The organism is Luteococcus sediminum (assembly GCF_054783495.1).
In genome coordinates this window covers 32,812-55,844 of the sequence record NZ_BAAGQL010000006.1, presented here as the reverse complement: position 1 = coordinate 55,844, position 23,033 = coordinate 32,812, and the positions used below count along the sequence as shown (strand labels likewise).

General features: G+C 68.6%; 22 protein-coding genes. 15 read left to right on the top strand and 7 right to left on the bottom strand.

Annotated elements, in window-relative coordinates:
- Positions 1-54 precede the first annotated feature (54 nt).
- From ACYVKA_RS04430 to ACYVKA_RS04410, 5 genes are read left to right on the top strand one after another with little or no spacing between them, the layout of a single operon-like run.
- Positions 55-927, top strand: coding sequence for an EamA family transporter (locus ACYVKA_RS04430; protein WP_460703293.1), 873 nt, complete (start codon positions 55-57; stop codon positions 925-927).
- A 51-nt stretch (positions 928-978) separates the two neighbouring features.
- On the top strand, positions 979-2,328 hold the full coding sequence (locus ACYVKA_RS04425; RefSeq protein ID WP_460703291.1) for a sodium:proton antiporter: 1,350 nt from the start codon (positions 979-981) through the stop codon (positions 2,326-2,328).
- Positions 2,329-2,359: 31 nt separating this feature from the next.
- The gene (locus tag ACYVKA_RS04420) at positions 2,360-3,832 is read left to right on the top strand and encodes a CCA tRNA nucleotidyltransferase (protein ID WP_460703289.1); all 1,473 of its coding nucleotides are present in this window, start codon (positions 2,360-2,362) and stop codon (positions 3,830-3,832) included.
- A 36-nt stretch (positions 3,833-3,868) separates the two neighbouring features.
- Complete coding sequence (locus tag ACYVKA_RS04415) at positions 3,869-5,950, top strand: DUF6049 family protein (protein ID WP_460703287.1); 2,082 nt, start codon at positions 3,869-3,871, stop codon at positions 5,948-5,950.
- 35 nt (positions 5,951-5,985) lie between these two features.
- A complete protein-coding gene (locus tag ACYVKA_RS04410; RefSeq protein ID WP_460703285.1) occupies positions 5,986-7,905 on the top strand; it encodes a protein kinase family protein in 1,920 nt (639 codons plus the stop codon).
- A gap of 101 nt (positions 7,906-8,006) precedes the next feature.
- Here the strand turns inward: ACYVKA_RS04410 and ACYVKA_RS04405 are convergent, their stop codons facing one another.
- From ACYVKA_RS04405 to ACYVKA_RS04395, 3 genes are all read right to left on the bottom strand, one after another.
- Complete coding sequence (locus ACYVKA_RS04405) at positions 8,007-8,564, bottom strand: TetR/AcrR family transcriptional regulator (RefSeq protein ID WP_460703283.1); 558 nt, start codon at positions 8,562-8,564, stop codon at positions 8,007-8,009.
- Between the two features lie 335 nt (positions 8,565-8,899).
- Positions 8,900-10,417 carry a glycerol kinase GlpK gene (glpK, locus tag ACYVKA_RS04400; RefSeq protein WP_460703281.1) on the bottom strand — a complete coding sequence of 506 codons (1,518 nt, stop codon included), beginning with the start codon at positions 10,415-10,417 and terminating at the stop codon, positions 8,900-8,902.
- A 57-nt stretch (positions 10,418-10,474) separates the two neighbouring features.
- Positions 10,475-11,236 carry an MIP/aquaporin family protein gene (locus ACYVKA_RS04395; protein ID WP_460703279.1) on the bottom strand — a complete coding sequence of 254 codons (762 nt, stop codon included), beginning with the start codon at positions 11,234-11,236 and terminating at the stop codon, positions 10,475-10,477.
- 187 nt (positions 11,237-11,423) lie between these two features.
- On the opposite strand from ACYVKA_RS04395, the gene ACYVKA_RS04390 reads away from it, so the two are divergent.
- Positions 11,424-12,374, top strand: coding sequence for a sugar-binding transcriptional regulator (locus ACYVKA_RS04390; RefSeq protein ID WP_460703277.1), 951 nt, complete (start codon positions 11,424-11,426; stop codon positions 12,372-12,374).
- Positions 12,375-12,599: 225 nt separating this feature from the next.
- Here the strand turns inward: ACYVKA_RS04390 and ACYVKA_RS04385 are convergent, their stop codons facing one another.
- Positions 12,600-13,109: an arsenate-mycothiol transferase ArsC gene (locus ACYVKA_RS04385; RefSeq protein WP_460703275.1), complete on the bottom strand. Its 510-nt coding sequence runs from the start codon at positions 13,107-13,109 to the stop codon at positions 12,600-12,602.
- Between the two features lie 211 nt (positions 13,110-13,320).
- On the opposite strand from ACYVKA_RS04385, the gene trxB reads away from it, so the two are divergent.
- The 5 genes from trxB to ACYVKA_RS04360 all read left to right on the top strand — a co-directional run bounded on the left by trxB (position 13,321) and on the right by ACYVKA_RS04360 (position 16,671).
- The gene (gene trxB / locus ACYVKA_RS04380) at positions 13,321-14,349 is read left to right on the top strand and encodes a thioredoxin-disulfide reductase (RefSeq protein WP_460703273.1); all 1,029 of its coding nucleotides are present in this window, start codon (positions 13,321-13,323) and stop codon (positions 14,347-14,349) included.
- A 64-nt stretch (positions 14,350-14,413) separates the two neighbouring features.
- The gene (gene trxA, locus ACYVKA_RS04375; RefSeq protein ID WP_394277035.1) at positions 14,414-14,737 is read left to right on the top strand and encodes a thioredoxin; all 324 of its coding nucleotides are present in this window, start codon (positions 14,414-14,416) and stop codon (positions 14,735-14,737) included.
- A 78-nt stretch (positions 14,738-14,815) separates the two neighbouring features.
- The gene (locus ACYVKA_RS04370; RefSeq protein ID WP_394275091.1) at positions 14,816-15,442 is read left to right on the top strand and encodes a hypothetical protein; all 627 of its coding nucleotides are present in this window, start codon (positions 14,816-14,818) and stop codon (positions 15,440-15,442) included.
- Positions 15,439-15,891 (top strand): OsmC family protein, encoded by a 453-nt coding sequence (locus ACYVKA_RS04365; protein ID WP_460703271.1) that lies wholly within the window; start codon positions 15,439-15,441, stop codon positions 15,889-15,891. Before ACYVKA_RS04370 ends, ACYVKA_RS04365 begins: the two co-directional genes overlap by 4 nt.
- A gap of 186 nt (positions 15,892-16,077) precedes the next feature.
- The gene (locus tag ACYVKA_RS04360) at positions 16,078-16,671 is read left to right on the top strand and encodes a transglycosylase family protein (RefSeq protein ID WP_460703269.1); all 594 of its coding nucleotides are present in this window, start codon (positions 16,078-16,080) and stop codon (positions 16,669-16,671) included.
- A gap of 85 nt (positions 16,672-16,756) precedes the next feature.
- On the opposite strand, the gene ACYVKA_RS04355 is transcribed toward ACYVKA_RS04360, so the two are convergent.
- The gene (locus ACYVKA_RS04355) at positions 16,757-17,368 is read right to left on the bottom strand and encodes a hypothetical protein (RefSeq protein ID WP_460703267.1); all 612 of its coding nucleotides are present in this window, start codon (positions 17,366-17,368) and stop codon (positions 16,757-16,759) included.
- Positions 17,369-17,465: 97 nt separating this feature from the next.
- Between ACYVKA_RS04355 and ACYVKA_RS04350 the strand changes: the two genes are divergently transcribed.
- The 4 genes from ACYVKA_RS04350 (at position 17,466) to ACYVKA_RS04335 (ending at position 20,952) form a co-directional block, all read left to right on the top strand.
- Positions 17,466-18,800 carry an aminotransferase-like domain-containing protein gene (locus ACYVKA_RS04350; RefSeq protein ID WP_460703265.1) on the top strand — a complete coding sequence of 445 codons (1,335 nt, stop codon included), beginning with the start codon at positions 17,466-17,468 and terminating at the stop codon, positions 18,798-18,800.
- A 63-nt stretch (positions 18,801-18,863) separates the two neighbouring features.
- A complete protein-coding gene (locus ACYVKA_RS04345) occupies positions 18,864-19,814 on the top strand; it encodes a D-alanine--D-alanine ligase family protein (RefSeq protein ID WP_394275086.1) in 951 nt (316 codons plus the stop codon).
- A complete protein-coding gene (locus ACYVKA_RS04340; RefSeq protein WP_460703263.1) occupies positions 19,811-20,527 on the top strand; it encodes an SURF1 family protein in 717 nt (238 codons plus the stop codon). Before ACYVKA_RS04345 ends, ACYVKA_RS04340 begins: the two co-directional genes overlap by 4 nt.
- A gap of 23 nt (positions 20,528-20,550) precedes the next feature.
- Positions 20,551-20,952, top strand: coding sequence for a DUF3817 domain-containing protein (locus tag ACYVKA_RS04335; protein ID WP_460703261.1), 402 nt, complete (start codon positions 20,551-20,553; stop codon positions 20,950-20,952).
- Between the two features lie 88 nt (positions 20,953-21,040).
- Here the strand turns inward: ACYVKA_RS04335 and ACYVKA_RS04330 are convergent, their stop codons facing one another.
- Positions 21,041-21,979, bottom strand: coding sequence for a ParB/RepB/Spo0J family partition protein (locus ACYVKA_RS04330; protein WP_460703260.1), 939 nt, complete (start codon positions 21,977-21,979; stop codon positions 21,041-21,043).
- The gene (locus tag ACYVKA_RS04325) at positions 21,979-22,746 is read right to left on the bottom strand and encodes a ParA family protein (RefSeq protein ID WP_460703258.1); all 768 of its coding nucleotides are present in this window, start codon (positions 22,744-22,746) and stop codon (positions 21,979-21,981) included. Before ACYVKA_RS04325 ends, ACYVKA_RS04330 begins: the two co-directional genes overlap by 1 nt.
- Positions 22,747-23,033: the final 287 nt, after the last annotated feature.

Below are 23,033 nucleotides of genomic sequence, written 5' to 3'. Positions count from 1 at the left end.
GGGGCATTTTCAGCAGGGCTGGGGCTTCCCGGCGCTGCATGAAAGGCTGGCCTGGTGCCTGAACCCGTGACCCGCCCCAGCGGCGCCGCCATCGTGCTGGTGCTGCTGTCGAGCGCGTCGGTGCAGGTGGGGGCGACCGTCGCGAAGCAGACCTTCCCCGTGGTCGGCCCGCTCGGAATGCTGTGGCTGCGTCTGGTCGGGGCGAGCCTGGTGCTGTTGCTGGCCACTGCCGCCACGCGGGCACACCGACGCCGCCATCCAAGCGCCACGCCGGCGCAAGCCCATCAGTGGATGCCACTGCTGGCCTATGCCGTCTGCCTGGTGGGCATGAATGCCGCGGTCTACCAGGCCTTGGCCCGGCTACCCGTCGGCATCGCGGTCACCCTGGAATTCCTGGGCCCACTCACCGTGGGCGTGCTCGGCTCCCGCCATGCCCGCGACCTGCTGTGGCCGGTGCTGGCACTGGCCGGCGTGGCCCTGCTCGGCATCACTCCCACCCCGCTCGACCCGCTGGGGGTGGCCTTCGCCCTGCTGGCGGCCGCCTGTTGGGGTGGCTACATCCTCACGGCCGCAAAGGTCGGTGAGAGCTGGAGCGCCATCGACGCCCTCCTGCTCTCCTGCCTGATCGGGGCGGCGGTGGTGACGGCGCCGGCCCTGCACAGCAGTGGGGCCTCCCTGTGGGCGGTACCGGTGCTGCTGGTGGGCCTGGGAGTGGGCCTGTTGTCAACGGCGATCCCTTACAGCCTTGAGATAGTGGCCCTCAAGAAGTTGCCCACCCGGGTCTTCGGAATCCTCATGAGCCTGGAGCCGGCGGTGGCGGCGCTGGCTGCGCTGATCCTGTTGGGTGAGCGGCTCAGCGGCACCGACCTGGTGGCGATGGCCTGCGTCATCAGTGCCTCGATCGGCGCCACGCGCAGCTCCGCCTGATCCACACGCCAGCACCCCCGATGGCGCACGACATCGCACACACCTGCCAAGATGACCCCCATGCAGGTGCCATGGTGGTCAGTCCTTCCCTTCGCGACGATGCTCTTGTGCATCGCCATCGCCCCGCTGGTGCCCTCGCTGGCGCACCACTGGGAGAAGCCGCGGACGCAGCTGGGCGTGGCCATGCTGCTCGGCCTGCCGGTCGTCGCCTGGGTCTGGCTGTCGGGCCACCCCCACCTGGTGGTGCACGCGGTGGAGGAGTACGTCAGCTTCATCTGCCTGCTCGGGTCGCTCTTCGTGATCTCCGGCGGGATCCACCTGGCCGGTGACATCCGTGCCACGCCGCGCAACAACACGATCTTCCTGGCCATCGGCGCCGTCCTGGCCAGTTTCATCGGCACCACCGGTGCGGCGATGCTGCTGATCCGTCCGCTGCTGAACACCAACAAGGAACGCAAGTACGCGATGCACACGATCGTCTTCGCGATCTTCGTCGTGGCCAACTGTGGCGGTCTGCTGACCCCGCTGGGTGATCCGCCGCTGTTCCTGGGAATGCTGCGCGGCGTGCCCTTCACGTGGACCTTCAACCTGTTCCCGGAGTGGCTGTTCATCAACGTGCTGCTGCTGGCCGCCCACCACGGCATGGACCACATGTTCTATGCCCGCGAGGACAAGGCCCACCTGGAGCGCGACCGCACCGAGGTCGTCCCGCTGAAGCTGTACGGGGCCTGGCAGCTGATCCTGCTGGCCGGCGTGGTTGCCTCGGTCGCCTTCCTGTCGACGCCCTGGCGCGAGATCGCGATGATCGCGCTGTCGGCCATCAGCTGGTTCGCCGGCAGCCGCGAGGTGCGTATGAAGCTCAACGAGTTCAGCTGGGCCCCCATCCTGGAGGTGGCGGCGCTCTTCCTGGGCATCTTCGCGACGATGATCACGGCCCTGCAGTACCTGGGTTCGCTCGCGCCGAAGCTGCCGCTGAACGAGATCACCTTCTACCTGTTCTCGGGCGGCCTGAGCGCGGTGCTCGACAACGCCCCCACCTATGCCACCTTCTTCGAGCTGGCCAGCAAGCTGCCGGGTGACCCGCGCGTGGCCGGCGTGCCCGAGCTCTACCTGGTGGCCATCAGCCTGGGTGCGGTGACCTGCGGTGCGATGACCTACATCGGCAACGGTCCCAACTTCATGGTGCGCTCGGTGGCCGAGGAGGCCGGACGGGAGATGCCCAGCTTCGGCGGCTACATCGTGTGGAGCTTGCGCGAGCTGGCGCCGGTGCTGGCCGCCATGGTGCTGGTCTTCATCGCCGACCCGTTGTGGGCCCACATCCTGGGTTGGGTGCTGGCCGTCGCGATCCTGGGCCTGGCCGCGGTGCGGACGCTCACGGGACGCAAGGCCGTCGCTGCCTGAGCCCCTCGCCACCGACCGTTAGACTCCTGCGGTGCCCCAGAACGAACAGACCAGCCCCGCACTGACCAGCCAGCAGACCGACAAGGTCGCCCAGCTGCTGGCGAGCACCCCCGTCGTGGGCGAGTTGGGTGAGCTCTTCGCGGACGCCGGGCACGAGCTCTACCTGGTGGGCGGGCCGGTGCGTGATGCCCTGCTGGGCGTGCTGCAGCACGACCTGGACTTCACCACCAGCGCCCGTCCCGACGAGATCGAGAAGCTGCTGCGCGGCTGGACGAAGGCCGTCTGGGACATCGGCAAGGACTTCGGCACCATCGGCGCGCAGAAGAAGTCGGCCGGCACCACCTGGCAGATCGAGATCACCACCTTCCGCGCCGACATCTACCGCTCGGACTCCCGCAAGCCGGAGGTGAACTTCGGCGACGACATCGCCGGCGACCTGGTGCGTCGTGACTTCACGGTCAACGCGATGGCCCATGACGTGGTGAACCAGCGTTTCGTGGACCCTTACGGGGGCCTGGCCGACCTGGCGGCCTGCGTGCTGCGCACCCCCTTCACCGCCGAGCGGTCCTTCTCCGACGACCCGCTGCGGATGATGCGGGCTGCCCGCTTCGCCAGCCAGCTGCAGTTCACCGTTGCCCCTGACGTGCAGCGGGCGATGACCGAGATGGCCGATCGGATCGGCATCATCAGCGCCGAGCGGGTACGCGACGAGCTGTCCAAGCTGCTGCTCACCGACCATCCGCGGCCGGGGCTGAACCTGCTGGTGACCACCGGCCTGGCCGACCGGGTGCTGCCGGAGCTGTCGGCGCTGCGCCAGACCCAGGACGAGCACAACCGCCACAAGGACGTCTACGTGCACTCGCTGGTGGTGCTCGACCAGGCCATCGCGCTGGAGAAGTCCCGCGGCCACCAGCCCGACCTGGTGCTGCGGCTGGCTGCGTTGCTGCACGACATCGGCAAGCCCGCGACCCGCGTCTTCGAGGACGACGGCTCGGTGAGCTTCCACCACCACGACCTGGTGGGGGCCAAGCTCGCCCGCAAGCGGATGCGGGCGTTGCGCTTCCCCACCGACCAGACCAAGGCCGTCAGCCAGCTGGTGGAGCAGCACCTGCGCTTCCACGGCTATGGCGACGGGTCCTGGACCGATTCGGCGGTGCGACGGTATGTGCGCGACGCGGGGGACCAGCTTGAGCGGCTGCACATCCTGACTCGCAGCGACTGCACCACCCGCAACCAACGACGGGCGGCCCGGCTGCGTGCCGCCTATGACGACCTGGAACGACGCATCGAGGTGCTGGCCGAGCGGGAGGAGCTCGACTCGATGCGCCCGGACCTCAACGGGGACCAGATCATGCAGATCCTCGGGCTGCGGCCGGGCCGCGAGGTGGGCGAGGCCTACAAGTTCCTGCTCGAGAAGCGCATCGACCAGGGCCAGCTCGGACCCGAGCGTGCGGAGCAGGAGCTGCGCGCGTGGTGGCAGCAGCGACAGACCGGGGCCAACTAGGCTTGAGCGGTGACTTCCCCAACGTCAGGCACCGCCATGGGCAGGCTGCCGTACGTCCTGGGGGCGGTCCTCGCGGTGGTGCTGTTGGCCCTTGGCCCGCTGTTGGTCCCGTCGGGAGGCCTGTCCTTGGTTCCGCCTGCCCATGCGGCGCCCGCCGCCGAGCAGGCCGTGACGGTGCGCATCGAGCATGCCGCACCGGTCAGTGGCTCCGCTGGCCAGAGACTGCGCATGGTGGGCACCGTGAAGAACACCGGCGGGGTCTCGCTGCGCGAGGTCCAGGCGCATGTGTGGAGCGATTCGGCCGCGATCACCACCTCTGAGGGCCTGGAGGCAGCTCGCCGGAGCCCGCCCGAACAGCCCCTCGGTGCCCGGCTGCTCTCGCCCGAGCTCGGCAATGTGTTCACCATCACCGACGTGGGCAGCCAGATCAGCCAGTCCTTTCCAGGGGGGAGGCTGACTCTCGATCCGGGCCAGAGCGCCCCCTTCACGGTTGAAGCGGCAATCACCGGTGAGGACTCATTGGGACTTGATGCGCCTGGCGTCCATCTGGTGGGGGTGCACGTCCGCGGCATCCCACTGGGGCAGGAGAACCAGACCTTGGGCCGAGCGCGCACCTTCTTCGTGCGCACGCCCGACGACGGTGCGGTGCGTCATGCCCCCAGCACCGCAGTGGTCCAGCTGTCCAGCCGTCCTTCGCGGGTGGGAGAGAAGGTCTTCGTCGACGACCACCTGGCCGGGGAGCTGCAGGGGCGCCTGGCCGACCTGATGACTCTGGCCGAGCAGCCCGGCACTGCCCTGCTGGTGGATCCAACCCTGGTTGATTCCCTGCAGGCGATGGCCGCTGGCTACCAGGTGCGCGCTGCCAAGGGGTCGACGCCCCAGGCCTCGACGACCGCCGGAAGCCGTCTTGCCAAGGACTTCCTGGCCCGCGTGGAGGCGCGTGTCGCGAAGGGACAGACGTGGCGACTTCCCGCCGGCACCCCCGACCTGGCGCTTGCTGCGGGCAGTGGGCACGCCCGGGTGGTGGCCGACGCGGCCGCCCCCCTGCCCGATGGCCACCTGCTGGCTGGCCGGCCGCTGGCCCTGGCTCCTGCCGGTGGCCTGCTGGACGAGGCCTCGCTGGTGGCGGCGCGAAACTTGTCCCCATCCCTGGTGCTGGTCTCCGACACCGCCTCGACGGCCGCGGTGCAGAAGCTGACCGCCGACGGCCCCGCCACCGTGGTGCGGGTGCGCACCGACCTGTTCAACGGAGCGCCCGGTCCTGAACCGTCGACGACACCCGACCAGGTGGCGGCCGGCCTGCAGGCGCAGCAGTTCCTGGCCCGGGAACCGGTGGTCTCGCTGGTGACCACCACCGAGCAGGCCAGCGCCGAGACGACCGCGGCCCCCTGGCGCACCCGGACACCGGTCACCAGCCTGCTCTCCTCGGCAGATCAGGCTCCGAAGCTGGCGCTGGCCAAGGCCCCCTCACGGGTCAACGACCAGGCCTGGATGGCGGCGCTCGACGCGGCTGAGGGCGAGCTGGCGGCCCGCGGCGAACTGACGGCCAGGCAGGGCGAGGACCCCCACAGGCTGGGCCACCAGGTCCTGGGTCAGGCATTGAGCAGCGAGTGGGGACGCCACCGTGGCCAGGCGCTGTCCTGGCTGGCGCGGGTCCGCGAGGAGCAGACCCAGGTGCTCTCGGGTGCGCCGGTGCGGTTGCACGTGGTGGAGGACTTCGTCACCAGTGGCCCGGAGCAGCAGGTGCCGGTGACCATCAGCAATGGCCTGGACGAGACGGTGCACGCCAAGGTGGTCTTCACCAGTGAGAACCCGCAGCGCATCCAGGTGCGCGACAGTGCGGTGCACTCGGTGGGGCCCGGCGAGCGGACGACGGTCAAGATGGTCGTCGATGCGCGCGCGAACGGGCCGGTGGGGGTCCAGGCGCAGCTGGTCACACCGCAGGGCACGCCGGTGGGGCCACCGCGCAACCTGACGGTGACCGCCACCCAGGCGGGGCGCGTCGGGTGGCTGATCATCATCTGTTCCGGTGTCGTCTTCCTGGCGGGGACGGCCGTGCGGATCAGACAGGTACAACGGGAACGGCGTGAATCGGCTAACGTCACGGGGGCCAGGTGAGGCTGGGCCGTGGCACAGCACAGGACGGGGACGTGATGAGTGACGGTGAGGACGAGCTGACGCAGACGCTGCAGCCGGTGATGGCCACCAACGAGCCGGCGCAGGTTGGGCAGGTGCCGGCCGCATCACCCGTGGTGCAGGCGGGGCAGGTCCATGCCGGCCGCTACCGTCTGGAGCAGCAGCTCGCGCAGCGTGGCGGCACCCTGACCTGGCGTGCCTTCGACCAGAAGCTCTCCCGTTCAGTGCTGGTGCACGTGCTGGCCCACGACGATCCCCGCACCTCGCGGGTGCTGGAGTCGGCCCGCAAGGCGGCTTTCGCCACCGACTCGCGCTTCCTGCGGGTACTGGACGCGGTGGTGGGTGAGCAGACGGCCGATCCGTCGCTGGTGGTCTGCGAGTTCGCGCCCGGTGAGTCGCTGGAGAGGCTGCTGCGCCAGGGCCCGTTGAGTGCGTTGGAGGCGGCGTGGGTGGCGCGCGAGCTGGCCGACGCGATGCAGTCGATGCACGCCGAGGGCCTGTTCCACCAGCGAATCAACCCGGACACCGTGATCATCACCGCCACGGGCAATGTGAAGATCGTCGGCTTGCTGATCGAGGCCGCGATGTACCCGCAGCCGGGCGACGAGACCCTGGCCTGGTCCGAGCTGGAGCAGGGCGATGTCACCGCCATCGGCCAGGTGCTCTATGCCAGCCTGGTGGCACGCTGGCCCGTGGCCGGGGATGTGGGCGAGGACGGCCATCCGGTGCGCACCTGGGGGCTGCTGCCGGCCCCCACCGATGAGCATGGCTGGTTGACTCCGCGCCAGGTGCGTGCGGGGGTGTCTCCTGCCCTCGACGAGATCTGTGACCAGGTGCTGTCCGCCCAACCGCGTCGTCAGCAGATGCCGCTGCGCACCGCGAACCAGCTGGCCAAGGCGCTGACCCAGGTGCTGGGCAGCGCGGATGCGGCCGCAGACCTGGAGCGGCGGATGCGCTATCCGGTGGCGCCCCAGGCGGAGGAGGACACCGGTCCGCTGGCCGAGACCGCCGTGGGAATGGCGGCTGTTGGCCACGATGACGGTGCGACGGTGCTGTCCCCGGCGGTCGGTGCGGAGGCTGCTGCGCCGGTCGCCGCGTGGAGCTCGGCCGGTCCGCTGTCCCGGGACGAGAACCGCACGCCTTCGAGTCCTTCGACCCCGAGCACGCCGGCCCCGAGCACGCCCGCCCCGAACGACAAGGACACGAACGACAAGGACACGAACGACAAGAGCTCGAACGACCAGGGCTCGGGCGGCAGGAGCGCGAGCGGCAAGGTCTCCGAAGGCAAGGTCCCCGAAGGCAAGGCGGCGGTAGCGGTCACCCAGCGGATGCACTCCCATCGTCCGCAGCAGTGGCGCTGGCGTTGGGTTCTGGTGGCACTGGTGGTGCTGGCGATCCTGGGCGGCCTGCTGCGGCTGGTGCTGGGTGGTTCGGATGGCGACGGCCGGGCTGCTGGCAAGCAGCCGGAGGCGGTCGAGATCGTCGCGGTGGAGGATTTCGACCCGACCGCCGACGGCGGCAATGGCGAGGAGAACCCGGGACAGCTGGCCCGGGCCCACGACGGCGATCCGGCGACCGCCTGGCAGACGTTGGTCTACCTCAACAGCGCCCAGATGGGGCGCCTGAAGCCGGGCGTGGGGCTGGTGCTCGACCTGGGTGAGCGCCGTGACGTGAGCGGCGTGAAGGTGACGCTGCAGGGCCAGCCCACGGGCGTGGAGTTGCGGGTGCCGGCCGACCCGTCGGCCCCGACGGCCCCGATGGCGGGCATCGACCGCTGGTCGCGGGTGGCCTCCAATCCGAAGGCGGGCACCACCGTTGAGCTCCGTCCCGAGCAGGCGGTGCAGAGCCGGTTCGTGATGGTCTACCTCACCAGCCTCCCCAGCGTGGGCAACAATCGTTACCGCGGTGCCGTTGCGGAGGTGGAGGTGCTCTCCTGAGCACCGCCGGCCTGGGCACCACTGGCGACGGATGCGGTCGAGCCCGGCCCCTGGGGCCGGGCTCGACCGCATCCGGGTGTCCGGTTGTCCGCGCAGGTAGGTCAGCGCAGGGTGGCCAGCAGGCGGCCGAGCAGGGCGACACTGCGGTCATAGGCCTGCAGGCTGCGCTCGGCGCGGGCCAGCACGACGGCACCCTCGACGGTGGCCAGCACGATGCTGGCGAAGCTCTTGGCGGTGATGGCGTCCAGGCCGCCCTTCTCGAAGAGCTCGGACAGGCGCTCGAACCAGCTGGTGAAGACGCCCGAGGCGGCCTGCAGGAGCTCGTCGGAGTCGGTGGCCACGGTGACTGCGGTCGCCGGGCAGCCGGTGCTCACCTCGGTCTGGGCGAGCAGCTGGCGCCACACTGCCACCACGGTCTCGAGCACCTGTTCGGCGCTGGTCCCGTGGGCGCGACCGAGCTCGTCGAGCATCAACTGCTGTGAGTGTTCCAGGGCGGCAAGCACCAGCTCGTCCTTGCCCCCTGGGAAGTGGTGGTAGATGGACCCACGAGGCGTGTCCGTCAGCTCGATGACCTCGCTGAAGGATGTTGCCTGCAGTCCCTTGGATGCGAGCAGTTTGGTGGCCCCCGCCACCATGCGCTCGCGCACGTCCTTTGCCATTTCGTTGTCCCCCTGAACAATGGAGTCTGTGCCCTGATGAAGGGCATGCGCAATTCTGCACCACATCAGGTAGGCACTCCGTCATATTTCTGCTCTGGACGTGGCCCTGCATCAGCAGGACGGCAGCAGGCAGGGCACCTTGGAGGGCCGCAATCGCCTTGTGCGGCATGGCCACGGCGCTTCCTGCCAGTCCTGAGCGTGCGCTGTGACGACTGGGCGACCAGGCCACCAAAGCTCCAGCTTCCGTCGGTGTCGCGGCATTGTCCCCGAAGACGGACGGTGCCGCGGGAATCCCGCGGCACCGTCCGTGCAGCCCGGTTCGGGCAGTCCTGCACTCACTCCTTGACGTCGTCGTCCACCCAGTCGAAGGTCTTGGTGACGGCCTTCTTCCAGTTGCGGAAGAGGCGCTCGCGCTCGTCCTGCTCGCAGCCGGGCTCCCAGCGCTTGTCCTCGCTCCAGTTGTCGATGACGTCCTGCTCGCCCTCCCAGAAGCCGGTGGCGATGCCGGCGGCGTAGGCGGCGCCCAGCGCGGTGGTCTCGGCCACCTTCGGCCGCACGACGGACACTCTCACCTGGTCGGCCTGGAACTGCATCAGGGTCTCGTTGGCGGTCATGCCGCCGTCCACCCTGAGCTCGGCCAGCTTCACGCCGGAATCGGTCTCCATGGCCTCCAGGACCTCGCGTGTCTGGTAGGCGGTGGACTCGAGCACGGCGCGGGCGATGTGGCCGCGGTTGACGTAACGGGTCAGGCCCACCAGCGCGCCACGGGCATCGGAGCGCCAGTAGGGGGCGAAGAGTCCGCTGAAGGCGGGCACGAAGTAGGCGCCGCCGTTGTCCTCGACGCTGGCCGCCAGCTTCTCGATCTCGGGGGCCGAGTCGAACATCTTGAGGTTGTCGCGCAGCCACTGCACCAGCGATCCGGCCACGGCGATGGAGCCCTCGAGGGCGTAGACCGGCTTCTGGTCACCGATCTTGTAGGCCACGGTGGTGAGCAGGCCATTCTTGCTGGGCACCGGCTCCTCGCCGGTGTTCATCAGCATGAAGCAGCCGGTGCCGTAGGTGTTCTTGGCCATGCCCTTCTCGAAGCAGGCCTGGCCGAAGGTGGCGGCCTGCTGGTCGCCGAGGATGCCGGCGATGGGGATGTCCATCAGCATCCCTTCCTTGCGTCCGAAGCCGTATACCTCGGCGGAGCTCCTGATCTCGGGCAGCATGCTCATCGGGATCGTCATTTCGGCGGCGATCTCCTCGTCCCAGCTGAGGCTCTTGAGGTCCATCAGCATGGTGCGAGAGGCATTGGTGACGTCGGTGACGTGGACGCCGCCGTCGATGCCGCCGGTCATGTTCCACAGCACCCAACTGTCCATGGTGCCCATCAGCAGCTTGCCGGCCTCGGCATCCTCACGGGCTCCGTCGACGTTGTCGAGGATCCACTTCACCTTGGGGCCGCAGAAGTAGGTGGCCAGCGGCAGGCCGACGCGGTCCTTGTAGCGGTCGTCGTCGCCCTGGGCGAGCTCCTTGCAGATCTTCTGGGTGCGGGTGTCCTGCCAGACGATGGCATTGTGGACCGGCTTGCCGGTCTCCTTGTTCCACACCACGGTGGTCTCGCGCTGGTTGGTGATGCCGACCGCGGCGATGCGGTGGCGGTTCATGCTGGCCTTGCTCAGGGCGCTGGCGACGACCTCGCGCACATTGGTCCAGATCTCCTCGGGGTCGTGCTCGACCCACCCGGCGCGCGGGAAGATCTGCTCGTGCTCCTCCTGGCCGACCGAGACGATGTCGCCGGCATGGTCGAAGATGATCGCGCGGCTGCTGGTGGTGCCCTGGTCGATCGCCAGGATGTAGTCCTTGCTCATGTCCTTGTTCCCTTCCTTGGGTACTGCGGAGTCAACGGGGTGGTGCGGTGGGTGGGGTCAGCTCCAGAAGATCCGGTAGACACCGGCTGCCACCATGGCCCCGACCAGGGGCCCGACGACCGGCACCCAGGCGTAGCCCCAGTCCGATCCGCCCTTGCCCTTGATCGGCAGGACGGCGTGCATGATGCGCGGTCCGAGGTCGCGCACCGGGTTGATGGCATAACCGGTCGGGCCGCCCAGGGAGGCGCCGATGCCGACGATCACGAGCGCGACGGCCAGCGGTCCGACGGTGACGCCCTGGGTGTAGCCGGAGGTGAGCACCCAGAAGATCAGCACGAAGGTGGCGATGGCCTCGGTGAGGCAGTTCCAGAAGGGGTTGCGGATCTCGGGTCCGGTGGCAAAGGTGCCCAGCTTGGCTGCGGGCTCGGCGCCGGGATCGTCGTAGTGCTGCTTGTAGGCAGCCCAGGCCAGGCCCGCACCGACCATGGCGCCCAGCATCTGGGCGACGAGGTAGACGGCGATGTTGGTGGCGTTGGTGGGCACGCCGGGGGCAAGTTCGGCCTTGCCGGCCGCGGCGAGACCGAGGGTGACGGCGGGGTTGAGGTGTCCGCCGGTCTTGTAGGCGGCGTAGACGCCCATGAAGACGCCCAGGCCCCAGCCGAAGTTGATGTGCAGGGCTCCGCCGCCGAAGCCCTTGCTCCTGCCGAGCAGGTTGTTGGCCACGACGCCGACGCCCAGCAGGATGAGGATGGCGGTGCCGATGAACTCGGATCCGAAGATGACCGGCAGCGACACTGTGGACGCTTCCAGGAGAACCATGGTGGTGCCTTTCTTGGGCGGACACCTCGATGTGTCCGTCCGACGATGCGGTTCACGTATTGCGTGGGCGACATCCGTGTCGTCCACGTGTCCGGTGCGGGGGTGTGGCCCGGTGCGATGACATTCCACCACACCGTGCACCGATGATGGAGTTCACTGCACCAATGTTCAGCAATACTCTGGACACATGAACGAGCGCGCGGACGAGGTCTTCCTGGCCGCCTCGCTGTACTACGTGCAGGGCGAGACCATGGACGCCATCGCGCGGCAGTTGAGGATCTCGCGCAGTACCGTCTCGCGGTTGCTCAAACAGGCGCGGGAGACGGGGGTGGTGCAGATCACGCTCACGGACCCCGCCGGGCCGCGCAGTTCCCTGGCCGACCAGTTGGGACGACGCTTCGGCGTGCGGGCGCACGTCGTTCCGGTGCGGGACGGCTCCTCCGACGTCCACCGGCTTGATCGCGTGGCCCGCGCGGCGGGGCAACTGGTGAGCGAGGCAATCACCGACTCGATGGTGGTCGGCACCGCCTGGGGCACCACGCTGGCCAGCGTGGTGCAGTACCTGCAGCCCCGGCTCGTGCAGGACACCACGGTGGTGCAGATGAATGGTGCGGCGAGCGCCACGGGTTCCGGCATGCCCCACGTGGAGGCCATCAACCAGTGCTTCGCCAAGGCCTTCGGCTCACAGGTGGTGCCCTTCCCCGTCCCCGCCTTCTTCGACCATGCCGAGACCAAACAGGCGATGTGGCGCGAGCGCAGCGTGCGTCGGGTGCTGGCCCTCCACCAGCAGATTGGCCTGGCCCTGTTCGGGGTCGGCGGCCTGGCCGCGGAGCTGCCCTCGCACGTCTACGCCAACGGCTACCTGGACTCCGACGACATGCAGCAACTGGACGAGCACAAGGTGGTCGGCGATGTCAACACGGTCTTCCTGCGCGAGGACGGCACCTGGGCCGACATCCCGCTCAATGCCCGCGCCTCCGGGATCCCCCCGAACCAATTGCGACGCATCCCGCGACGCATCTGCATCGTGGCCGGCACTGCCAAGGTGGCACCGCTGCTCGGGGCGCTGCGAGCCGGGGTAGCGACCGACGTCGTACTGGACGAGGCCACGGCCAGGGCGCTGGTGGAGCGGTCCTGAGCCGTTGCCCTGGGCGCAGACGGGCAGGAGCCGCCGGCCTTTCACGTGCAACGGTGCGAACACCCGGTGTCCTCGGCCGGTGACCTGACAGCCGTGGGGGCACTGGCGAATCCCGAGCTGCCACACCGGACGAGGTGGCCAGTCACCTGGTTCTCGCCGCGGCCAGACCCGGGATCGGCCAAACCCGGGATCGACCGGACCCCAGGATTGGCAGACTCGAACGAGTCAGTGCTTGCCGTCGACCTCGGCCAGCAGCTGGGCGACGTGGGCGTCGATCTCGTCGCGCACCAGGTCCATCCGGTCGGAGCCCTGGATGCCGCGCTCGGAGGGCTCGTCGAGCACCCATCGTTCGATGGGGGCGGTCATGTCCGAGACTGGCTCGACCACCGCATTGCTGCCCAGCACCACCACACGGTCGGCCTGGCGCAGCATCTGCTTGGTGAGTTTCCTTGGCTCCTCGCCGTCGAAGCTCGCCCCGATGGCCTCCACCGAGCGCCGCGCCCGCTCGTCGAGTCCGTCGGCGGGTCGGGTGCCCGCACTGGTCACCTCGACGCGCTCACCTGCCCGCCAGCGCAGCAGTGCGGCAGCGATCTGGCTCTTGCCACCATTGGACTGGCACACGAACAACACGTGAGGACGCCGACCGCCGGCCGACGAGGTGTCGGCCCCGAGGTGGTCGTGGCGGGAATCCTTGTTCCCAGAATCCTTGGTCTTGGAATCGTCGTGCTTGGACATGGGGCTCCTTGCGGTGGGAGCTCCCATGCTGCCCCACCCGAGGGCCCGCTGCAGCCAGCGACCCGGATCCTGGCGGCCGTGTTCGCTGCTGGGGAATAGCCTGCCCGGCCCGGAGGTTGCACTGCTCGAGTAGCACCGGCTGCGGCCGCCACCGTTGGCCGGCTCCTGACTAGGATCGTGGGCGGCATGCCGCATCACGCGAGAGGACGACATGAGCATGATCACACTGGGTGACATCACGCTGGATGACACCACCCCCGAGGCGACGCCCACCACCACCCAGGAGGGCGACGGCGAGGTGCGCGACGTGGTCATCGTCGGGTCCGGTCCTGCCGGGTACACCGCCGCCATCTACACCGCGCGCGCCGACCTCAAGCCCCTGGTCATCGAGGGCGCCTTTTCCGCCGGGGGTGCCCTGATGAACACCACCGAGGTGGAGAACTACCCCGGTTACACCGAGGGCGTGATGGGCCCCGAGCTGATGAACAACATGCGGGCCCAGGCCGAGCGTTTCGGCGCCGAGCTGGTCACCGATGACGCCGTCGAGCTGGACCTCACCGGCCCGATCAAGGTCGTCAAGGACTCCGAGGGCCGCACCTACCGCGCCAGGGCCGTCATCCTGGCCACCGGTTCCGGCTACCGCCGCCTGGGACTCGAGGACGAGGACAAGTTCTCCGGCCGCGGCGTCAGCTGGTGCGCCACCTGCGACGGCTTCTTCTTCAAGGACAAGCCGATCGTGGTCGTCGGCGGCGGCGACTCCGCCGTCGAGGAGGCCACCTTCCTGAGCCGCTTCGGATCGAGCGTGACGATGGTGGTGCGCCGCGACGAGCTGCGCGCCAGCAAGATCATGGCCGCCCGCGCGATGAATGACCCGAAGATCACCATCGAGTGGAATTCCGAGGTCGTCTCGATGGGCGGCGACAAGGCGCTGGAGACGGTCACGTTGAAGAACAACGTGACCGGCGAGACCAAGGAACTGCCCGTCAACGGCCTGTTCGTCGCCATCGGCCACGACCCCCGCTCGGAGCTGATGGTCGACCAGGTCGAGCTCGACGCGGCCGGCTACGTCCTGGTGGAGCCCAATGGCACCAGGACCAACCTGTCGGGCGTCTTCGCCTGCGGAGACCTGGTCGACCACACCTACCGCCAGGCCATCACCGCGGCCGGCTCCGGCTGCAAGGCCGCCCTGGACGCCGAGCGTTTCCTGGCCGACCTGGCCGACGAGAACGTCCAGGCCTGACCCCACCGATCCCCGGCTGGCACCAAGGGCCCGTCGTGGGAATGACCACCTGAAGGAGATGCCCATGGGCGCAGTCAAGGAAGTCACCGACCAGAGCTTCGATGCCGAGGTCGTCAAGAACAGCAAGCCGGTCCTGGTGGACTACTGGGCCGACTGGTGCTCGCCGTGCAAGCAGCTGTCGCCGATCGTGGCCGAGCTGGCCAATGAGGTCGGTGACCGGATGGACTTCGTCACGATGGACACCAATGCCAATACCCGTGTGCCCACCGAACAGGGCATCCTCTCGCTGCCGACCCTCCAGGTCTGGCAGGGCGGCCAGGTGGTGAAGGTGCTGCAGGGCGCCAAGACCAAGGGTGCGCTGCTCAAGGCGCTGGGCGAGTTCATCTGAGCATCCCGGACCCCTCGGACCACGGGCGTGGCAGCCTCCAGCTGCCACGCCCGTGGTGTGTCCACTAGGTTTGGGGCCATGAGCACGACACCTGGGGGTCATGGCCCCGCCACGCCCGACGGCAGCCAGGGCTTCTATGCCGTGGACTCCAGCACCGGTCCTGACGAGCTGGAGGCCGGTCCCGTGATCCATGCCCGGCGCTTCCCGCGCTGGCTGCTGGTGCTCGTGGGCCTGCTGGCCCTGCTGCTGGCCGCGGGTGGTGCCGGTTACGCCGCTTGGCGGATCAATGCTGCCAAGCCGCAGGTGGTCGTCACCGCCGGCCCGTCGAAGACGCCGTGGGCGATGGTCCCGCCGCTGCAGATGGGCGAGTACTCGCGCGATGCCAGCGCGGCCGAGAGCCCCTCGGCCAACCCGACGACCAGGAAGCAGACGATCGCGGCCACCTATGCCAAGGGTGGGCAGAACTCGGCGGTGTTGCTGATGAGCCGGCCCGAGAAGGATGCCAAGAAGTTCATGACGGACCTGGGCATGAATGCGGTGGTGGCCACCGCCGACGGCTACTGCGGCACCAGCATCGACACCAACCGTGAGGGTTGTGCCGTGATCGTGGACGACACCGCCGTGATGGTGGTGGACCTGGTCGGCCTGACCCGCACCGATCTGATGACCCTGACCCATCGCTTCTCGAAGGAGCTGTCGCGGTGAGCGACCAGCCGAAGTTCCAGGTGGGCCTCGAGCGCACCGCGACCGGGCACTATGTGGCAACCAACCGCGCCGGGGTGCAGGTGCACGTGGGCAGCGATGACGAGAGCTTCTCCCCCGTCGAACTCCTGCTGGCCGCGATCGGGGCCTGCAGTGCGATCGACGTCGACGTGGTGACCGCCCGCCGCGCGGAGGCCGAGCATTTCGAGGTCGAGGTCAGCGCCGAGAAGATGGTGGACGAGACGGGCGGCGTGCGGCTGCGCGACGTGGCCGTCGACTTCCACCTGGCCTTCGGGGACGATGCCCGGGGCCGGGAGGCTGCTGGCCTGGTGGAGCGCCTGGTGAAGCTCTCCCATGACCGCGACTGCACGGTCTCGCGCACGGTGGAGCACGTCACACCGGTGGAGATGTCCGTCGACGGTCGCCCGGTGGCCGGAGATCCTGAGAACTGAGCCATCGGACAGATGTGACGGATTTCATATCTTAGGCCTTCAGCTTCCCCACCACCCCCTGTTGGGCATCTGACCAGCGCAAATACCCGTGCGTTAGCACCCTGGCACGAGCGACATCCAGCCAGAACGGCGATTTTTCCTGAGAGCGATTTTGAGAAATGTTCAGGCTTGCCTAGGTTGGCACCCATGAACAAGACCTCCACCATCGTCTCCCTGGCCGCCGCGACGGCTCTGAGCGCCGGCATCGGCCTCTCGGCCGCCGCCCCCGCCCAGGCTGCCGGCACCGTCTGGGACCGCGTCGCCCAGTGCGAGTCGACCGGCAACTGGTCGATCAACACCGGCAACGGCTACTACGGCGGCCTCCAGTTCAGCCGCTCCACCTGGCTGGCCTTCGGCGGCGGCAAGTACGCCCCCACCGCCAACAAGGCCACCAAGGCCCAGCAGATCGAGATTGCCAAGAAGACGCTCAAGGTCCAGGGCCCCGGCGCCTGGCCCGTCTGCTCCCGCAAGGCCGGCCTGACCCGCGCCAACGGCCTGGCCGTCTCCACCGGTGTCACCTCCAGCGTGAAGACCGTGGCGCCGAAGAAGAAGGCCGCCGCCGTGGCCCCCGCCAAGTCGGTCAAGGGCGCCAAGTACGTCACCGTCAAGAGCGGCGACACCCTGGGCAAGATCGCCAAGCGCAATGGCGCCGGCTCCTGGAAGAAGGTCTGGCAGCTCAACAAGTCGACCATCAAGAACCCCAACATGATCAAGGTCGGCCAGAAGGTCCGCGTCGCCTGATCACGGCAACATCCACGAGAGCCCCGTTTCGGCGGGGCTCTCGTCGTTCCCGGCCGGTTCCGACGAGTCCGGCTCCGAAGGAAATTCAGCCCTCGCGACGGGCGAGGTCGCGGCCTGTCGGCTCGGGGCGTCCCCAGGGGCTGGGCAGCAGCCGGCCGGCCGCGCGCCGGGCCAGCTCGGCACCGCGAGCCCATGGCACCGTGCGCCCCAGGTCGAGCTGCAGGTGCACCAGCCCGTCGCCACGGGAGCCCTCGACGACGACGAAACCCGCCCCCTCCAGCCAGGCGGCCGGGGCGGCGGTGCAGTCCCCCATCCCACCCGAGCGGCTTCCCGCCGCCTCCAGGCCGCTGGCCCGGCCCCGCAGGCGGCGCGCCAGCGACTGCACCAGCCAGCGCGTGGGAACCTGCCCGGACAGGCCGTCCCCGGCCACGGACAGGGCCAGCACGTGGGCGGCCCCGGCCGGGCGGGACCACTGCTGCAGCGGGTGGCCAGCGGGCAGGTGCAGGGCCGGGCAGACCAGAACGACCGAACCCTGCTCCGAGCGCATCCCGCACAGTCCCCAGGCCTGCATGGCAGCATGGGCCCAGGCGGCGTGCGCGTCGGTCAGGACGGTCCGCAGGCCGGGGCTGCGAGGACAGTCGATGTCGAGCCCTGCGAGGTCCGTGGGCAGCACTGGCCGCGTCTGGCGTGCACCCATGGCCCCTCCTCGTCTCGGCTCGTCACCGCCCATGGTACGAGGCCCCGACGCAGCCCGCGGGGGCGTCCGAGGCCCGTCATGACCGGTGCCGGCGGCAATGACGTGGCACAGTGGAGGGGTGAGCCTGCCTGAAGAACGACGACGTGACACCCGGCTGGACGACTACCACTCCAGCTATTCGCAGCGCACCCACCAGATGCGCGCCAGTGCCGTGCGCGCGCTGTTCGCGGTGGCCAACCGGCCCGAGGTGGTCTCGCTGGCCGGCGGCATGCCCAACATCGCCGACCTGCCGCTGGACGTCGTGGCGCAGAACATCTCCACGCTCATCCGGGAGCGCGGCACCCAGGCCATGCAGTACGGCTCCGGCCAGGGTGAGCCCTTCATCCGGGAGCAGATCTGCGAGGTGATGGCACTGGAGGGGATCCAGGCCCATCCGGACGACGTGACGGTCACCTGCGGCTCCCAGCAGGGGCTCGACCTGGTGACCCGCATCTTCTGCGATCCCGGCGACGTCATCCTGGCCGAGGCCCCCAGCTATGTGGGCGCCCTGGGCACCTTCGGCAGCTACCAGGCCGAGGTGGTGCACGTCGCGATGGACGAGCACGGGCTGCTGCCCGAAGCCCTGCGTTCGGCGGCACGCGCCTGCACCGAAGCGGGCAAGCGACCCAAGTTCCTGTACACGATCCCCAACTTCAACAACCCGTCGGGCATCACGATGACCCTGGAGCGCCGCCGCCAGGTGCTGGAGATCTGCCGTGAGTTCGGGATCCTCATGGTCGAGGACAATCCCTACGGGCTCCTGACCCTCGACTCCGACCCGATCCCGGCCATCCGGTCCCTCGACGACGAGCAGGTGGTCTACCTGGGTTCGTTCTCCAAGACCTTCGCCCCCGGCTTCCGGGTGGGGTGGGTGCTCGCGCCACATGCGGTGCGCGAGAAGCTCGTGCTGGCCCAGGAGTCTGCGACGCTATGCCCCCCGGTCTTCAGCCAGTACGCGGTCGGCTCCTATCTGGCCAACCACGACTGGAGGGCCCAGATCACCTCCTTCAAGGACATGTACCGCGCCCGGCGCGATGCCATGCTCCATGCCTTGGACGAGTTCATGCCCCCGGGCACCACGTGGACCCACCCCGAGGGCGGATTCTTCGTCTGGGTGACGCTGCCCGAGGGGCTGGACTCGCAGGCGATGCTGCCTCGTGCGGTCACCGCCCGCGTGGCCTTCACCCCGGGCACGGCCTTCTACGCCGACGGCCTGGGCAGCCGCAATGTGCGCCTGAGCTACTGCTTCCCCACCCCCGAGCGCATCCACGAAGGGGTCCGGCGCCTGGCCGAGGTGGTCAACCAGGAACTGGAGCTGCACCAGACCTTCGGGCTGGACCGCTCGCCCATGCACGTCAGCCGCGCCGTGGGCCCAGGTCCCGAGACGGTCTGAGCCGACGCTGCGCCCAATGACCAGCACCCCCGCACGACACCCCTGACAGCAGTGGAGGATCCCATGGCGAAGAAGTTCGCACCCGTCATCGTGCTGGCCGGCGGCCTGTCCCACGAGCGCGAGGTCTCCCAGCGCTCCGGACGCCGCGTCGCCGAGGCGCTGCGCCGACGCGGGCACCAGGTGACCGAGACCGACGTGGGCCCCGACCTGGTGGCCGAGCTGACCGCACAGCCGCAGGCCGTCGTCGTGCCGATGCTGCATGGAGGCGTGGGTGAGGACGGCGCCCTGCGCGAGGTCCTGGAACTGCTCGACATCGCCTATGTGGGCTGCAGTGGGGCCGCGTGCCGCACCACCTTCGACAAGTCCATCGCCGGCCTGCTGGTGGCCCGGCGCGGCGGACGGGTGCCGGCCCAGGTGGCACTGCCGCACGAGATCTTCCGCGAGCTGGGTGCTGCCCGCCTGGTGGAGGCATTGGGTGAGCGCATGAGCTTCCCGCTGATCGTCAAGCCCTCACGCAGCGGCTCGGCCCTGGGCACCACCAAGGTCAACTCCGCCGACGAGCTGCGGCCCGCCATGGTGGCCGCCTATGCCTATGGTGACGTGGCCATCGTGGAGGAATACGTGGCCGGCACGGAGCTCGCTGTCACGGTGATCGTCAAGGGCGACCAGGTACGGGTGCTGCCCGCCGTCGAGATCCGCCCGAGCCAGGGCATCTACGACTACGCTGCCCGCTACACCTCCGGGGCCACCCGTTTCATCGTGCCCGCCGACGTGGACGATCGGGCCGAACAGTCCGCAGTTGATCTTGCTCGCCTGGTGGTCGACGCTCTTGATCTTGACGGTCTGGTCCGCGTCGACATGATCGTCGACGATGAGGGACGGGCCTGGTTCCTGGAGGGCAATGTCGCGCCGGGGATGACGGAGACCTCACTGGCTCCGCTGGCCCTCGAGGCGGCCGGCTTGTCCCTCGGGGAGGTCTTCGGAGGCCTGGTCGACGAGGCGGAGCGGGCATGACCCGGTTGAAGCAGTTGCTGGTCATCGCGCTGGGAGGTGCCCTGAGCCTGCTGATGGTCTTCCTCGGACTGTGGCAGATGGAGGTCTTCCAGAGCCAGGCCGAGGGCAGCGCCGAGGCGCGTGCGAAGGAGCCTGCACGGGACCTGGAGTCCAACCTGACCGAGCAGGGCAAGGTGGGCGACCTCTATGGCCGCCAGGTGACCGTGCAGGGCCACTACCTCGACCTGCCGCAGGTGCTGGTCGGCACCGACCATCCCCTGCAGGTGGTCTCTGCCTTCCAGACCGAGGGTGGTCGTACGCTCCCGGTGGTGCGTGGCACCTTGCCCGTCGGAACGTCAGTGGCTCCGGCAGCACCCAAGGGCCCGCAGACGGTCCAGGGCATCATCCTGCCCACCCAGGGCAAGCCGAGCATCCCCGTGCCCTCGGACGCACCCCCCGGCACCCAGGGGGCTGTCCGTCTGGAGATCCTGGCCCAACAGTGGCCGGCTCCCATGGTCGACGGCTTCATCACGCAGCGCGCACAGGACTCCACCGCGCAGGGCCTGTCCCCCAAGGAGGCCGAGATCCCCGACGTGGGCGGCGGCAAGGAGCGCAACCGGGGCTATGCCATGCAGTGGTGGGCCTTCGCCATCTTCGGGGTGGTCGTCACCGTGGTGGCCGTACGCTCCATCGGGGCCAATGACCGCAGGAATGCGGCAGGGCTGGGGCAGTGACTGCGGGTCAGTAGGCTGGGTGCGTGACTGAGACCCGCGACGATGATTTCGAGGACCTGACCGAGGAGGACCTGAGGGGCATCCGCAGCGCCCTGGGTCGCTACCGCTTCTTCGCCTACGCCACGGGCATCCTGCTGGTGCTGCTGGTGTGCGTGGGCATGCCGATGAAGTACCTGATGGATGACGACCGGGTGGTGAGCTGGACCGGCGTCCCGCACGGATGGCTCTACATGTTCCTGCTGATCACCGCCTACGACCTGGGCCGCCGCGCCCGCTGGTCGTGGAAGGAGCTCATCAGCATCGCCCTGGCCGGCACCATCCCCTTCCTCTCCTTCGTGGCGGAGCACTACGCCCGCAAGGACGTGTTGACCAAGCTCCAGAAGTGGAGCCACGCGGTGACTGGCAGCGAGGGCACCGCGCTCTAGGAAACCAATCATCAAATAGATTTGGGGCTTTGTCGAGATGTCGACAAAGCCCCAAATCTATTTACCAACTTACGAGTGAAAGACCTTGTCACCGCCCATTCACGATGTTGAGGATCCGATCCAGGTCCTCTTCGCTGGCGAACTCGATCGTGATCTTGCCCTTGTTGCGGCCGATGTCGACCTTGACGCGCGTGTCGAAGTGGTCCGAGAGCTCACCGGAGAGCTCGACCGCCCGGGGCGACGGTTCCTTGGCACGACGTGACCGACGGGCGGGCTTGTCCTCGTCGCCCATCATTGCCACGATCTCCTCCGTGGCACGCACGGACAGCCCCTCGGCGACGACCCGCTGTGCGAGCTGCTCCTGCGCCACGGGGTCCTCAACCATCAGCAGGGCGCGCGCGTGCCCGGCAGACAGCACGCCGGCGGCGACACGCCGCTGCACGGGAGCAGGCAGACGTAGCAGGCGAATCGTGTTGGAGATCTGGGGACGCGAGCGCTTGATCCGGTGCGCCAGTTCCTCCTGGGTGCATCCGAAGTCCCCCAGCATCTGCTGGTATGCGGCCGCCTCTTCCAGGGGATTCAACTGGGCGCGATGCAGGTTCTCGAGCAGGGCATCGCGCAGCAGGTCCCCGTCGTCGGTTCCCCGAACGATCGCAGGCACGGCTTCGAACCCGGCTGCGGTGGTGGCGCGCCAGCGCCGCTCGCCCATGATCAACTCGAACTGATCTTGGTCGCCGTCCTGACTGACGCGTCGCACGACGATCGGCTGGAGGACTCCGACCTCCTTGATCGACTCGACCAGCTCATCCAGGGCCTCTTCATCGAAGACGGTCCTGGGCTGCTTGGGGTTGGGACGGATGCGGTCCACCGGCACCATCTGCAGGTAGGAGCCGTCCTCCAGCGGTGCCGACTTCTCGTCCACCGCTGCGTCAACGACGGCGGCAACCGTGGGCGTCTCGTCGACGTCCGTGCGCTGGAAGAGTTCTCCCAGCCCCCGTCCGAGTCCTGACTGGTGTTTTGCGGGCATCAGCGAGCCTTTCCACGGGTGGCGATCTCCTGGGCTGCGCGCCAGTAGGCCTTGGCCCCGGCGGAGGAGGGATCGAATTGGAGCAGCGTCTGGCCATAGCTCGGGGCCTCGGCGATGCGCACGCTGCGGGGGATCTGGGCATTGAGGGTCTGGGCGTCGAAGTGCCGACGGACCTCGCGGGCCACCTGGGCCGAGAGCTTGGTCCTGGCATCAAACATGGTGAGGATCACGGTGGAGAGGTCCAGATCGGGGTTGAGTTCCCGCTGCACCACGGCAATCGTGTTCATCAACTGTGAGACACCCTCGAGCGCGTAGTACTCGGTCTGGATGGGGATGATGACCTCGCCAGCGGCAACCAAGGCATTCAGGGTCAAAAGCCCTAGCGACGGGGGGCAGTCGAAGAGGATGTAGTCGACATCTGCGGTCTTGAGGTGGTTGCGAATGGCACGAGCCAGACGCTGTTCCCGCCCCACCATCCCCACGAGCTGGAGTTCTGCGCCCGCCAGGTCCACAGTGGCCGGCACCACCGTCAGGCCGGATGCCTCCGGTGAGCTGACCTCCACCTCCCTGATCGGCACCCCGTCCAGAAGCACTTCATAGGTTCCATGAGTACCGGGTGCGTGATCCACGCCAAGGGCAGTCGAGGCATTTCCCTGGGGGTCGAGGTCCATCACCAGGACATTCAGGCCACCATCGGCCAGCGCCGAGGCCAAGTTGACGGTCGTTGTCGTCTTGCCCACACCGCCCTTCTGGTTGACGACGCACATGACGCGTGGATGCGAGGGCTTGGGAAAATCGCGCTTCTGGTCCCTCGGGATGATCCGCGGGGTTCCGGGAATGCGCTGCGCGGGGGTGCTGGCAGTGCTCACAAGCGGTGTCGCCCTTCGAAGTCGTCGGTTGCCTGCCCCAGTTTCACGTGAAACATGCTCGCTTCCTGGTGCAGAGCCACTCAAACTGCTGAGTCTCGACAATCCTACTGGACCATTCCCATGCCTGGACCGGGGGTTCGGACATCAAGTCAACCGGGAAAGGTTCGATCGCGCTACGGGAAGGA

Bases quoted from the DNA above. Each gene is read 5' to 3' on its own strand.
- glpK (WP_460703281.1), bottom strand. From the start codon at position 10,417: ATGAGCAAGGACTACATCCTGGCGATCGACCAGGGCACCACCAGCAGC.
- ACYVKA_RS04350 (WP_460703265.1), top strand. From the start codon at position 17,466: ATGACGTGGCACAGTGGAGGGGTGAGCCTGCCTGAAGAACGACGACGT.
- ACYVKA_RS04405 (WP_460703283.1), bottom strand. From the start codon at position 8,564: ATGGCAAAGGACGTGCGCGAGCGCATGGTGGCGGGGGCCACCAAACTG.
- trxB (WP_460703273.1), top strand. From the start codon at position 13,321: ATGAGCATGATCACACTGGGTGACATCACGCTGGATGACACCACCCCC.
- ACYVKA_RS04385 (WP_460703275.1), bottom strand. From the start codon at position 13,109: ATGTCCAAGCACGACGATTCCAAGACCAAGGATTCTGGGAACAAGGAT.
- ACYVKA_RS04395 (WP_460703279.1), bottom strand. From the start codon at position 11,236: ATGGTTCTCCTGGAAGCGTCCACAGTGTCGCTGCCGGTCATCTTCGGA.
- ACYVKA_RS04345 (WP_394275086.1), top strand. From the start codon at position 18,864: ATGGCGAAGAAGTTCGCACCCGTCATCGTGCTGGCCGGCGGCCTGTCC.
- trxA (WP_394277035.1), top strand. From the start codon at position 14,414: ATGGGCGCAGTCAAGGAAGTCACCGACCAGAGCTTCGATGCCGAGGTC.
- ACYVKA_RS04325 (WP_460703258.1), bottom strand. From the start codon at position 22,746: ATGTGCGTCGTCAACCAGAAGGGCGGTGTGGGCAAGACGACAACGACC.
- ACYVKA_RS04355 (WP_460703267.1), bottom strand. From the start codon at position 17,368: ATGGGTGCACGCCAGACGCGGCCAGTGCTGCCCACGGACCTCGCAGGG.
- ACYVKA_RS04330 (WP_460703260.1), bottom strand. From the start codon at position 21,979: ATGCCCGCAAAACACCAGTCAGGACTCGGACGGGGGCTGGGAGAACTC.
- ACYVKA_RS04370 (WP_394275091.1), top strand. From the start codon at position 14,816: ATGAGCACGACACCTGGGGGTCATGGCCCCGCCACGCCCGACGGCAGC.
- ACYVKA_RS04340 (WP_460703263.1), top strand. From the start codon at position 19,811: ATGACCCGGTTGAAGCAGTTGCTGGTCATCGCGCTGGGAGGTGCCCTG.
- ACYVKA_RS04360 (WP_460703269.1), top strand. From the start codon at position 16,078: ATGAACAAGACCTCCACCATCGTCTCCCTGGCCGCCGCGACGGCTCTG.
- ACYVKA_RS04390 (WP_460703277.1), top strand. From the start codon at position 11,424: ATGAACGAGCGCGCGGACGAGGTCTTCCTGGCCGCCTCGCTGTACTAC.
- ACYVKA_RS04425 (WP_460703291.1), top strand. From the start codon at position 979: ATGACCCCCATGCAGGTGCCATGGTGGTCAGTCCTTCCCTTCGCGACG.
- ACYVKA_RS04415 (WP_460703287.1), top strand. From the start codon at position 3,869: ATGGGCAGGCTGCCGTACGTCCTGGGGGCGGTCCTCGCGGTGGTGCTG.
- ACYVKA_RS04410 (WP_460703285.1), top strand. From the start codon at position 5,986: ATGAGTGACGGTGAGGACGAGCTGACGCAGACGCTGCAGCCGGTGATG.